Origin of the sequence: Actinokineospora baliensis (assembly GCF_016907695.1) — a bacterium.
Taxonomy (GTDB): domain Bacteria; phylum Actinomycetota; class Actinomycetes; order Mycobacteriales; family Pseudonocardiaceae; genus Actinokineospora; species Actinokineospora baliensis.
Genome location: NZ_JAFBCK010000001.1, coordinates 5268723 through 5281639 on the forward strand (window position 1 = coordinate 5268723; position 12917 = coordinate 5281639).

Here is a 12917-nt window from a genome sequence, read left to right on the forward strand (position 1 = left end):
TTCTCCGATAATGCGGACCCGCCCGGGAAATGGTCCCCCGGCCGGTTCCGTGCAATAGCGTGGTCGCCAGTCGCCAGCGCGCACGAAAGAGTGGTCACATGCTGCCCGATCGCATTGTCTCGCGCTCGTCCCGCCGTCGCCCAGCGCTCACCCGCGCGTTGATCCCCGTCCTCGCCGCCGCCGCGCTGAGCGCCCCGACCGCCCAGGTCGCGCTGGCCTCCCCCGCTGTGACCGGCGGGAATCCCGCGTTGGTCTGGGGTCCGTGCCCCGATGTCACGCAGCCGTCGCTGGGTCTGGAATGCGCGGCGCTGCCGGTTCCGCTTGACTACTCGCGGCCGCACGCGGAGAAAATCTCGGTGGCCGTGTCCCGACTGCCGAGCACACGTCCGGAGAAGCGCCGCGGTGTGCTCGTGCTCAACCCGGGCGGCCAATTCGACTCCGAACTCGACCAGGCGCTGCGACTGGTGTCACTCGGTCTCCCGGCCGCGGTGCGCGAGTCCTACGACCTGGTCGCCTTCGACCCCAGGGGAATCGGCCGCAGCACCCCGGTGACCTGCGACCTGCGCCCCGGCCAGGACCTCAACGTGCCCGCCTCGCCCTACGCGGCGACCACGGCCGACCTGCTGCGCCAGTGGTCGCGGTTGCGGATCATCGCCGGGCAGTGCGCGCACTCGGCCACCGCGGGCCTGTTGCCGCACATGTCGACCGCGAACGTCGCCAGGGACCTCGACCGGATCCGGGCCGCGCTGGGCGAGCGGCGCGTCTCCTACCTGGGCTATTCCTACGGCACCTACCTGGGCGCGGTGTACGCGACGTTGTTCCCCGACCGCACCGACCGGGTCGTGCTCGACAGCGTCGTCGGCTCCGGCGGCATCGACTACACCTGGTCGCGCAGGCTCGGCGAAGGCGTGCAGGACACCTTCCCCGACTTCGCCGCCTGGGCCGCCGCCCGCGACGACACCTACCACCTGGGCGCCACCCCCGACCTGGTCCAGGCCAAGTACCACGCCCTGGCGCAGCGGCTCGACCGGCGACCGCTCGGGCACGTGACCGGCGCCGAGTTCCGGTACAGCACCTTCGGTTCGCTGTTCGCCGCCGCGGCCTACCCGTCGTTGGCCGAGTCCTGGCACCAGATCGACCAGGGGATCGTCCCGGGCGCGCCGCGACCGCAGGCCGACTTCTCCGGGTTCATGCACCTGGCCTGCAACAGCGGCCAGTGGCCGAAGGACTTCGACACCTACCGGCGCACCCTGGAGCGCGACCGGGCCCGGTTCCCGATGTTCGGCGGTTCCGGCGCGGGCCCGTGGTTGTGCCCGTTCCGGCCCCGGCCGGTGGAGGCCCCGGTGCGGATCTCCGACCGCGGCCCGTCGACCGTGCTCATGGTGTCGAACCTGCGCGACCCGGGGACCCCGTACGTCGGCGCCGTGGAGACCCGTCGGGCGTTGGGGCAGCGGGCGCGGCTGGTGTCGGTGGACGACAGCGGGCACCTCGTCTACCTGTACCACGGCAACCGGTGCGCCAACGACCTCGTGACCCGGTTCCTGGTGACCGGCGAGCGCCCCGCGACCGACCAGCGCTGCTGACCACCGACCCGAGTCCCGGGGGACCGCGATGACCAAGATCGGGCTGCCCGGCGAGGCGGCTTTCACCGAGGCCACCGAGGTGTTCAACCTCGCCGCTCCGGCCCGGCCCGCGGCGGCGATCACCGCCCGCACCGTCGACGACGTCCGCGCCGCCGTGCGCCACGCGGCCGCCGAGCGGCTTCCGGTGCGGGTGCACACCACCGGGCACGCCGCCGGTGGCGTCCGCCCGGTGGCGGGTGGCCTGTTGATCCGCACCCAGTTGGCGGGCGGCGTCGAGGTCGACGCGGCGCGGCGGATCGCGCGGATCCCGGCGGGCACCCGCTGGGGCGCGGTCGTCGAGGCGACCGCGCCGCACGGGCTGACCGCGGCGCACGGCTCGTCGGCCACCGTCGGCGTCGTCGGGTACCTGCTCGGCGGCGGGATGAGCTTCTACGGCAGGCGCCACGGGCTGGCCGTCAACACGGTGGTGGCGCTGGAGGTGGTCACCGCCGACGGTGAGCTGCGCCGGGTCGACGCGGCGTCGGACCCGGAGTTGTTCTGGGCGATGCGCGGCGGGGGCGGCGGTTTCGGGGTCGTCTCCGCCGTCGAGATCGCCCTGTTCCCGGTGACCTCGGTGATCACCGGCGCCGCCTACTGGCCGGCCGCACACGCCCGGCGGCTGTTTGAGACCTGGCGCGAGTGGACGGCCACCGCGCCGTGGGAGGTGACCACGACGGTGCGGGTGATGAACCTGCCACCCGTGCCCGACGTGCCACCGGAGCTCGCGACCGGTCCGATGCTGTGCGTCGACGGCGCCGTCCTGTCCGACACCGACGACCTGGCCACCGCGCTGCGCCATGCCGGCGACCTGCTCGGCCCGCTGCGCGAGATCGCCGCCCCGGTGCTCGACACCTGGCGGCCCGGCCCGGCCGCCGCGGTGCTCGACGCGCACATGGACCCGGCCCAGCCGATGCCGGTCATCGGTGATCACCTGCTGCTTGGCGAGCTCGACACCGACGGCGTCGACACGCTGCTGCGCGTGCTGGGCGACGGGTCACCGCTGATCGCCGCCGGTCTGCGCCAACTCGGTGGCGCCTACGCCGTGCCCGCCCCGGACGGCGGCGTCCTCACCCGGCTCGACGCCGCGTACTCCTACGCGGGATCCGGCGTACCGATGGGCCCGGTGTCCCCGGAGGCCCTGCGTGAGCACTGCACGCTGGTCCGAGAAGCGTTGGCGCCGTGGGACACTGGCAGCACCGTGCCCTGTTTCGTCGAGGACTCCACGCGCCCGCAGCGGCACCTGGACGCCGAGCAGGTCGACGCGGTCGACGCCGTGCGGGCCCGGGTCGACCCGACCGGCCTCTTCCACGGCGACACAGCCCCGCACGCGACTACCCGCCGAACCTGACCCGGGGATACGCGAACGTGCTCACCTGCGCGGTGAGCACTCCGGAAGATGTGGGCGCCGCGGCCGAGAACCCAGCATGTGCACTGCGGCGGCACCGGGACCCCGACACCGGTGCGCCGATCGCCCACAGGGATCGGAGCCAGGATGCAGCCCTTCCACATCGAGATTCCCCAGGCCGACCTCGACGACCTGCGCCACAGGCTGGCCACGACCCGCTGGCCCGCCGAGGCACCGGAGCCGGGCTGGCGCCGCGGCGTCCCGGTCGGCTACCTCAAGGAACTCGCCGAGCACTGGCGCGACGAGTTCGACTGGCGCGCCGCGGAGGCCCGGCTCAACCGCTACCCGCAGTTCCGCACCGAGATCGACGGCACCACCGTGCACCTGCTGCACGTGCGCTCACCGGAACCGAACGCGTTACCGCTGGTGCTCACGCACGGCTGGCCCGGCTCGATCGCGGAGTTCCTCGAGGTGATCGACCCGCTGACCAACCCGCGCGCGCACGGCGGTGACCCCGCTGACGCCTTCCACCTGGTCATCCCGTCGATCCCGGGGTTCGGGTTCTCCCCGCCGCCCACCGAGCCCGGCTGGAACGCCGCCCGCGTCGCCCGCGCGTGGGCGACGCTGATGCAGCGGCTGGGCTACGACCGCTACGCCGCCCAGGGCGGCGACGCCGGGTCGGTGATCACCCTGGAGCTGGCCAGGCACGCCCCGGAGCGGGTCGTGGGCGCGCACGTGAACATGCTGCTGACCTTCCCCTCCGGTGACCCGGCCGAGCTGGCCGACCTGAGCGAGGCCGACCAGGCCCGCCTGGGGCGCCTGGCGCACTTCGACACCGACCTGTCCGGGTACATGAAGCTGCAGTCGACCCGGCCGCAGACCCTGGCCTACGCCCTCACCGACTCCCCCGTCGGGCAGCTCGCCTGGGTCGTGGAGAAGTTCCACGACTGGACCGACTCGGCGAAGGCCCCCGAGGACGCGGTCGACCGCGACCACATGCTCACCAACGTGTCGCTGTACTGGTTCACCGCGACCGCGGGGTCCTCGGCGCAGCACTACTACGAGGGCGCCGACGCGCTGCGCCCGGCCGCGGCGGGCAGCGAGCCGCCGCCCCCGATCACCGTCCCGGTCGGGGTGACCGTGTTCCCCCACGACATCCTCGTCCCGCTGCGCCGCCTGGCCGACCGGGACCTGCCGACCATCACGCATTGGACCGAACAGGACCGCGGTGGCCACTTCGCCGCCATGGAACAGCCCGGTCTGCTCGTCGACGACATCCGCGCCTTCTTCGCCGCCCACCGCTAGCCCACGTCCCCCCGATCGTGTGACGCGTTCACACGGTCGGGTCGTGCCGCCGCCGTCGTGCGCACCGGCTCCGGGCGACCCGGGGCCGGTGTCGACTCCGGACGGCGGACACCGGGCCCGACCTGCGCACACACCCCCTCGCCCGTCCCGTGCGGGACCCGCCGCGCGGCATTGACAAAGATGTCCCTTTACGTACAAGATCCCTTGCATGACGAAGGAGTGCTGCCCATGAACGTCAGTGGTGGGACCGAGACCGACGTCCGGGCCGGGCGGCGGGAATGGATCGGCTTGGCCGTGCTCGGGTTGCCGACGATCCTCATCGCGCTCGACATGAGCGTGCTGTACCTGGCGCTGCCGCACGTCGCCAGCGACCTCGGCGCCAGCAGCGTCCAACAGCTGTGGATCACCGACATCTACGGGTTCCTGCTCGCGGGCCTGCTGGTGACCATGGGCACCGTCGGCGACCGCATCGGCCGCCGCAAGCTGCTGCTCATCGGCGGCGCCTGCTTCGCCGCGGCGTCCGTGCTGGCCGCCTACTCCCAGTCGCCGGAGATGCTGATCGCGACCCGGGCCCTGCTGGGCATCGCCGGGTCGACCGTGATGCCCTCCACGATGTCGCTGATCAGCAGCATGTTCACCAACCCCAAGCAGCACGCCACGGCGCTGTCGGTGTGGATGGTGTGCTTCATGGGCGGCGTCGCCCTCGGCCCGATCATCGGCGGCGCGCTGCTGGAGGCGTTCTGGTGGGGCGCGGCGTTCCTGCTCGGTGTCCCGGTGATGCTGGTGCTGCTGGTGCTGGCGCCCCGGTTCCTGCCCGAGTACCGCAACCCCGGCGCCGGGCGCATCGACCTGTTCAGCGTCGCCCTGTCACTGCTGGCGATCCTGCCGCTGGTCTACGGCCTCAAGCAGCTCACCCGCGGCGGCGGCACCGTCGTGGCCATCCTCGCGATCGCCGTCGGCCTCGCCGCGGGCATCACCTTCGTGCGCAGGCAGAACCGCCTCGAAAGCCCCCTGCTCGACCTCAAGCTGTTCCGCAACGGCACCTTCACCACCGCGCTGCTGCTGACCACCTTCGCCGGGCTGATCTCGGCCAACCAGCTGTTCGTCTCGCTCTACCTGCAGACCGTGCAGCAGCTGACCCCGGTGCAGACCGCGCTGTGGTTGCTGCCCGGCGCGATCAGCATGATCCTGCTCATCCAACTCGCCCCGGTGCTCATCCAGCGCATCAAACCCGCCTACGTCATCGCGGGCGGCTTGATCGTCGCCGCGGTCGGCTACCTGATGCTCACCCAGGTCGGCTCCAGCACCGACGACCTCGGCCTCACCATCACCGCGCTCGTGGTGGCCAATCTCGGCATCGGCCCCATGGCGGGCCTGTGCGCGGTGCTGGCCATGCAGTCCGCGCCACCGGAGCACATCGGCGCCGCCGCCTCGCTCACCGAGACCTCCGGCGAGTTCGGCCTGGCGATGGGCGTGGCCACGGTCGGCGTGGTCGGGTTCAGCCTCTACCGCTCCGCCGTCGAGATCCCCGCGTCCACCCCGGACACCGTGGCCGACGCCGCCCGCGAAAGCGCCGCGGGCGCCATCTCGGTGGCCGACCAACTGCCCCCAGCCGACGCGGCCAGCCTGCTCACCAGCGCCTACCAGGCGACCACCAGCAGCCTGCACATCAGCGCCGCGATCTGCGCGGGCCTGGTGGTGGTGTGCGCGGTCATGGTCAGCGTCGGCCTGCGCCGCATCCCGGCCGCCAACGCCGCCGCCACCCCCCAGGAGGCGAGCGAACCGGCGAGTTCCTGACACACCGGGTGGTGGTGCCCGCGCCCGCCGCGGACGAGCGCGGGCACCACCACCCAACCCCTCGCGCTTCACCAGTTCCAAACCGCGGCGACCAGCACACCGCCGCCAGCGACACCATGGGGGTAGGGGTGGACGACGTCTTCGGCAGCGCGGTCGACCGGGTCATCCGGCAGATGTACGACAACCTCGGCGCGCAGATCACGGTGGACGACCTCGCCAGGACCGCGCTCTACAGCAAGTTCCACTTCTCCCGCGCCTTCCAGCGGGTCACCGGCGTCCCACCCGGCCGGTTCCTCTCGGCCATGCGGCTGCTGGAGGCCAAACGGCTGCTGCTGTCGACCACGATCAGCGTCACCGAGATCGGCCAGCAGGTCGGCTACGCCAGCATCGGCACCTTCAGCTCCCGCTTCAGCGACAACGTCGGCGCACCACCCTCCCTCTACCGCGAACTCGGCCGCATCGGCACCGGCACCACCGCCCTGCTCGACGACGCCCCCGTCGCCCCGGCCCCGCTGTTCCGCTACACCGTCCTGGGCCGCCCCGCGCCCAGCGCGCTGCGCCGCCGCTGGCACCTGCTGGCCTACTCCGTCGCCGAAGGCGAAACCGACGGCCCGGTCGCCGCGCACGGCACCGTCACCGGCTCGATCGGACAGATCCCGATCCGACCCGACACCGTCACCAGCTTCACCGGCCTGTGCCTGCGCCCCAAACGCGGCCTGGACCCGCCCGTGTCGCTGGCGCTGCTGGAGCTGCGCCCGGAGGCCTGCGGCACCCATGCGCACTGACCAGCGCACCCGCGCGCGTGCCAAGTCCCGCATTCTCGGAGAAGCGGGCGGCATACCCGTGCACGAGCCTGTTAGCCACGACCGGCCGCCCCGGGCGTGCCTGCCGCGCAGGCTATCGCGGGAGAGGAACGACCACCGTGACCCAGCACCTCGACGATCCCGAGCAGGCCGACAACCCCGGTACGACCAGCCGGCGAGCGCCCGCCCCAGCCCGACCCGGCCGAGCGGGAGGGCGGGCCAGAGGCACCCGAAGCCGGTTATCGCTGCTGCTGTTATCGGCCACCGGCATCGCCTTCGTCGTCTACGTGATCCGGCCCTACCTGACCCTCGACCCCGCCCAGGCCCGGATCCCACCGCAGCACTGGCTGCACTACGCCTTCCTCGCCGGGCACGTCATCACCGGCTCGGTCGCCGTCCTCACCACACTGCTGCAGCTGTGGCCGTGGCTGCGCCGCGAACACCCCGCCGTGCACCGCGCGTCCGGCCGCGTGTACCTCCTCGCGGGCGCCATCCCCAGCGCCCTGCTCGCCCTGGCCATGTACCCGGTCGCGTTCACCCCCGGCAGCGTCGCCGTCCTCCTCGCCGCTCCACTGTGGACCATCTCGGCCGTGCTCGGCTGGGTCCGCGCCCGACAGCACCGCTACGCCGAACACCGCCGCTGGATGGTCTACAGCTTCGCCATCATGTGGGGCTTCGGCGTCTGGGGCTTCGTCATCGGCAACGTCGGCATGCACTGGCTGGGCATCAACCCGTTCATCGCCGTCGAAGCCGCGCGCTGGGTCGGCTGGGTCGGCACCCTGCTGATCGCGCACTGGTGGCTCGAGCGCCGCGCGGGCCGCAACCTCGGCGGGGTCAGCACCCGCGCCAAGAGGAACACCACCACCGCCGTGCACCCGCACGGCGGCTCCACACCCACCGTGCAGCTCACCGTCCCGGAGCTGTGAACACCGGATCGCCGCGCGCGGTCCGGGCCAACCACGACAGCGCGCGGCGACGCCGCGCACCGCGACCGAACTAAGGGGATCAACCATGCCCAGTCGCCGGGACTTCCTGCGCCTCGGGGTCGGGACCGGAGCCATCGCCGCGGTGGGGACCCTCGGGACCCTGCCCTCCTCCGCCGCCCCCGGCGGCGGCCGCACCAACTGGGACTCGCTGCGGCGCGCCCTGTCCGGCTCGCTCGTGCTGCCCACCGACACCGGCTACGACTTCGCCAGGCAGCTCGCCGTCCAGGAGTACGACGCGGTCCGCCCCAGGGCCGTCGCCTACTGCGCCTCCGCCCGCGACGTGCAGACCGTGATCAAGTTCGCCCAGGACAACCGGCTGCCCGCGGTCCCGCGCAGCGGCGGCCACAGCTTCGGCGGCTACTCCACCTCCCCCGGCATCGTCCTCGACGTCTCGCGCCTCAACCGGGTCGAGGTCACCGGCGCCACCGTCCGCATCGGACCGGGCAGCCAGCAGGTCGACGTGCTCAACACCCTGGCACCGCGCGGGCTGTCCATGGTCGGCGGCACCTGCGCCACCGTCTGCGCGGGCGGGTTCATCCAGGGCGGCGGCATCGGCTTCCAGACCCGCAAGTTCGGCCTGGCCGTCGACCGGCTGGTGTCGGCGACGGTGGTCCTCGCCGACGGCCGCCACGTCCGCGCCTCCGCCGCGGAGAACACCGACCTGTTCTGGGCGCTGCGCGGCAACGGCGGCGGCAACTACGGCGTGGTCACCGGCTACGAGGTCGCCCCGACCGACGTCCGCCGCATGGTCAACTTCAACATCGTGTTCGAGTGGGAGCACGCCAAGCGGGTCATCGCGGCGTTCCAGCCCTGGGCCTACGAGTCCTCCAACGACCTCGCCGCATCGGCGACGATCATCAACGAGGACGCGGGCTCCGGGAACCCGCCGATCGTGGCCATCGGCGGCGCCTGGCACGGCACGGTCGCCGAACTCGACGTGCTGCTCGACCAGCTCGTCGCCGACGCCGGGGTCCAGCCGGTGTTCCGCGCCGCGACCGACAAATCCTACTTCGACGCCATGATGGAGTGGTACGGCTGCGGCGAGTTCACCGTCGACCAGTGCCACCGCATCGGCTACTCCCCCGAGGCGCAGCTGTCGCGGATGCCCTACAACCGGATGCGCAACCGCATGTTCGCCGGGTACGTGCCCGAGGCCAACATCGACCGCATGCTCGCCGCCCTCGTCGCCGACGGCCGCGCGGGCCAGACCAGGCTGATCTACCTGGACACCTTCGGCGGCAAGGCCAACGAACCCGCCCGCACCGCCACCGCGTTCGTGCACCGCACCTCGAAGATGCTCGCCGGGTTCGTCTGCGGCCTCAACGACCCCGCCGCCACCACCGAGGACACCCAGGCCGCCACCGCCTGGCTCGCCTCCGCGTTCCCGACCCTGGAGCCGGGCTCGCAGGGCGAGAGCTACCAGAACTTCTTCGACCCGGCGCTGCCGGACTGGCGGCGCTCCTACTACGCGGAGAACTACGACCGGCTCGCCAGGATCAAGCGCAAGTACGACCCGCACCAGTTCTTCCGCTTCGCCCGCGCCATCGGCTGAGCGGACGCGCGTCGACCGGGTCGGGTGATTTCCCCGACCCGGTCTTCGGCGACTCCGCCGCCCATTCCGGCGAATGCCACCGGCGGCACCCCTGTCATTCTCCTCAGGCCCCTGGCCGGTAATGTCCCCGTCACACGACCGAGATGGTCGTTCCCCACCGGCGATGTCACCAGCAACGGCGCACGCACTCCGGCCACCCATCCCCGGAAAACGTGCACAGCCGCGAAGAACGCCTAGATCGGAGCAGGCATGGGAATAGTCAAGTTCTCGTTGTCGATGTCCCTCGACGGGTTCATCGCCGGTGTCGACGACCGGCCCGGCCAGGACATGGGTGAGGGCGGCGAGGCACTGCACCACTGGGTGCACGGCGGCGTGCCCGGCAGCTTCGGCTGCACCGGCGTCGACCGCGAGGTCCTCGAGGAACTGCACGAGGCCAACGGCGCGATGATCGTCGGCAGGCGCATGTTCGACATCGACGAGGCCTGGGGCGGCAACACCCCCGGCGGCGTCCCCTGCTTCGTCCTCACCCACAACCCGCCCGCCGAGTGGGTGCGCCCGGACTCCCCGTTCACCTTCGTCACCGACGGCATCCACAGCGCCCTGGCCAAGGCCAGGGCCGCCGCGGGCGACAAGGACGTCGAGGTCGCCAGCGCCAAGGTCGTGCAGCAGTTCCTGCGCGCCGACCTCATCGACGAGTTCACCCTGCACCTGGCGCCGATCCTGCTCGGCCGCGGCATCCGGCTGTTCGAACACCTCGACGACCTCAAGGTCACCACCGAGCGCACCCGGGTCCGCGAGTCGAACCACGCCACCCACATCACTTTCCGCGTGCTCAAAGAGAACGCCTAGCGAAATCGCCCTTATCGACCACGAAATCGCGGCCGATACGCCACCGGGGCCCGTGCTCCACTCGCCACTGCGCCGAGCGGAGCACGGGCCCTGACCTTTGCGTCACCACCGGTCACCGCATTCCAGAAGAAGCCAGACATCGCCGGTTCGAGAAAAATAGGCGATCGTCTCGACGGCGATCTGGAGGATCACATGGTGGCACCAGCGGCTGGCACCAGCGCCGCACCAAGCACCGAAAAACAACGGGTTCCCCGACTCGAGGGTATCCGCGGGATCTGCGCGTTGGGCGTGGTCATCACGCACACCGCGTTCATCTCCGGCCTCGTCGGCTCCTACGACTCCCCACCGACCAACATGTTCGCCGCGGCGCTGATGTCCGGCTTCACCGTCAGCCTCTCCCCCTTCTTCGTGCTCTCCGGGCTGCTGCTGTACCGGCCGTTCGCCAGGGCGTCGCTGTCGGACAAACCCGGCCCACCACTGGGCAAGTTCTTCACCCGCCGGGTGTTCCGGCTCTTACCCGCCTACTACGCCCTCACCCTGGTCTGCCTCTTCGCGCTCAACCTCGGCGCCGTCGACAGCGTCTGGTACGTGCTGCGCCCGCTGGTGCTGATGCAGAACTACGACGCGGTGTGGATGGCGGGCATGGACCCGACCTGGTCGGTGCCCACGGAGATGCAGTTCTACCTGGTGCTGCCGCTGCTGGCCTGGGTCATGGGCAAGCTCGGCCGCACCGGCAAGACCATGGACCAGCGGGTCCGCCGCATGATGATCGTCCCGGCGATCATGCTGGTGCTCAACTTCCCGTGGATCATCTACCTGCACTGGGGCCACCTCGGGCCCTACCCCAAGGAGTACTTCTGGCCGTTCGCGCAGCTGGGCGTGTTCGCCATCGGCATGGCGATGGCCGTCATCTCCGCCCGCGCGCAACTCGAACCCGACCGCGTCCCCGCCCTGCACCGCGTCGTCGCCGCCCACCCCAACGCCTTCTGGCTGGTCGCGCTCGCGCTGTTCGTGGTCAACTGCTTCTCCCCGTTCGCCAGGATCGGCTACTTCGACTTCCCCTACGCCGCCGCCGCGGTCGTGCAGCTGACCACCTTCCTGCTGTGGGGACCCGCGGTGGTGCTGCCGCTGTCGGTGCCCGGCGCCGCCTCGAAGTTCCAGGACGCGGTGCTGACCAACCCGCCGGTGCGCTACCTCGGCCGGGTGTCCTACGGCATCTACCTGTGGCACTTCGCGGTCATCTACTTCTGGTTCCAGAACGGCAGCATGTTCGGCAACGACCCGGTGGGTGTCACCGAGTTCCGCGGCCGCAACAGCTTCCTGGAACTGATCACCGTCGTCGTGCTCGCCTGCGTGATCATGGCGACCATCAGCTACTTCCTGGTGGAACGCCCGCTGCAGAACCTGTCGGACCGGTTCACCCGCCCCGCGCCCCCCGCACCGAAACCACCCGCGTCGGAACCCGCGGCAGGGGCCAAGACGGTCGGTTCCGTCGTCGTCCCCGGGTCGGTGCCGGGGCCGGTGTCGGCCACCCCCGGCAGCCAGCGCGAATGATCACCCGAACGGGGTGAAACGCCTGCCGCGCCTGGAATCCACGCCGCGCTGGTGCGCACGATGGAAGAACAGGCCGGTGGGCGCCGCTCCTACAATGACCACGCGGTGGACCGGCGCCGGGCGGCACGCACCCGCCCGGCGCGCGTCCCCCGCCCGCCGCGACCCGTCGTCCCGGCCACCGCCGACCACCGGCGGGGGTGTCGCACCTCCTCGACCGAAAGTGTGAGATGTCAGAATCAACTCGCGAAGCCAAACTCGACGTCCCCGGGGCGACGCTGCACTACGAGGTCGCCGGGTCCGGCCCGGTGCTGCTGCTGATCACCGGCGCGCCAGCCGACGCGACCTCCTTCGCGGGCATGGTGCCCGTCCTGGCGCGCAACTACACCGTCGTCACCTTCGACCCCCGCGGCTACACCCGCAGCAGCCTGCAGGGTGAGCCGGTCGAGCAGCACCTGGAAGACCACGCCGACGACGCGCACCGGCTGCTGGCCGAGGTCACCGACGAACCCGCCTACGTGCTGGGCACCAGCGGCGGCGCGCTCGTAGGCATCGAGCTCGCGATCCGCCACCCCGAGCAGGTCAAGGTCCTCGTCGCGCACGAGCCCGCGGCCATCGACGTGCTGCCCGACGGCGAGCAGTGGCGGGAGTACTTCGACGAGGTCGTCGACACCTTCCACAAGGAGGGTGCCTTCCCCGCGGTCGGCAAGTTCATCAAGATCGTCGGGGTCAACCCCGAGGACATGCCCGCCCAGCCCGAGCCCACCCCCGAGATGCTCGCGGGCATGGAGCAGATGCGGAAGAACTTCGAGCTGTTCTTCCCCTACCAGCTCCAGCAGTTCACCAAGGGCACCCCGGACATCGCCGCCCTCAAGGAGGCCTCGCCCCGCGTGGTGTGGGCCGGGGGCACCGGCTCCCGCGGCCTGCCCTGCTACGTCGCCACCGAGAAGCTCGCCGAGCTCTACGGCGAGGACCTCGTCGAGTTCCCCGGCGACCACCAGGGCCTCATGACCCACCCCCAGGAGTTCTCCGAGGCGCTGGAAACCGCGCTGCGCGACTGAGACCCACCCCGCCGCCGGGCAGGCAGTGGCCCACACACCCCCCGGC

10 protein-coding genes are annotated in these 12917 nt (G+C 71.6%); all 10 read left to right on the forward strand.

Features of this window, described 5'->3' with window-relative positions; genetic code table 11:
- Positions 1 to 98 precede the first annotated feature (98 nt).
- The 10 genes from JOD54_RS23905 to JOD54_RS23950 all read left to right on the forward strand — a co-directional run bounded on the left by JOD54_RS23905 (position 99) and on the right by JOD54_RS23950 (position 12871).
- Entirely contained in the window at positions 99 to 1583 is a 1485-nt protein-coding gene (locus tag JOD54_RS23905) for an alpha/beta hydrolase (RefSeq protein ID WP_204453309.1), read from the forward strand.
- 28 nt (positions 1584 to 1611) lie between these two features.
- Entirely contained in the window at positions 1612 to 2970 is a 1359-nt protein-coding gene (locus JOD54_RS23910) for an FAD-binding oxidoreductase (protein WP_204453311.1), read from the forward strand.
- 144 nt (positions 2971 to 3114) lie between these two features.
- On the forward strand, positions 3115 to 4272 hold the full coding sequence (locus JOD54_RS23915) for an epoxide hydrolase family protein (RefSeq protein WP_204453313.1): 1158 nt from the start codon (positions 3115 to 3117) through the stop codon (positions 4270 to 4272).
- A 228-nt stretch (positions 4273 to 4500) separates the two neighbouring features.
- Positions 4501 to 6069, forward strand: coding sequence for an MFS transporter (locus tag JOD54_RS23920; RefSeq protein ID WP_204453315.1), 1569 nt, complete (start codon positions 4501 to 4503; stop codon positions 6067 to 6069).
- Positions 6070 to 6197: 128 nt separating this feature from the next.
- Entirely contained in the window at positions 6198 to 6854 is a 657-nt protein-coding gene (locus tag JOD54_RS23925; RefSeq protein ID WP_307860240.1) for a helix-turn-helix transcriptional regulator, read from the forward strand.
- A 137-nt stretch (positions 6855 to 6991) separates the two neighbouring features.
- On the forward strand, positions 6992 to 7798 hold the full coding sequence (locus JOD54_RS34515; protein WP_204453317.1) for a DUF2306 domain-containing protein: 807 nt from the start codon (positions 6992 to 6994) through the stop codon (positions 7796 to 7798).
- Positions 7799 to 7883: 85 nt separating this feature from the next.
- Complete coding sequence (locus JOD54_RS23935) at positions 7884 to 9410, forward strand: FAD-binding oxidoreductase (protein ID WP_204453319.1); 1527 nt, start codon at positions 7884 to 7886, stop codon at positions 9408 to 9410.
- A gap of 249 nt (positions 9411 to 9659) precedes the next feature.
- Positions 9660 to 10259, forward strand: coding sequence for a dihydrofolate reductase family protein (locus JOD54_RS23940; RefSeq protein WP_204453321.1), 600 nt, complete (start codon positions 9660 to 9662; stop codon positions 10257 to 10259).
- 192 nt (positions 10260 to 10451) lie between these two features.
- On the forward strand, positions 10452 to 11813 hold the full coding sequence (locus JOD54_RS23945; protein ID WP_275592683.1) for an acyltransferase family protein: 1362 nt from the start codon (positions 10452 to 10454) through the stop codon (positions 11811 to 11813).
- A gap of 227 nt (positions 11814 to 12040) precedes the next feature.
- Positions 12041 to 12871, forward strand: coding sequence for an alpha/beta fold hydrolase (locus tag JOD54_RS23950; protein WP_204453325.1), 831 nt, complete (start codon positions 12041 to 12043; stop codon positions 12869 to 12871).
- The last annotated feature ends 46 nt before the right edge of the window (positions 12872 to 12917 follow it).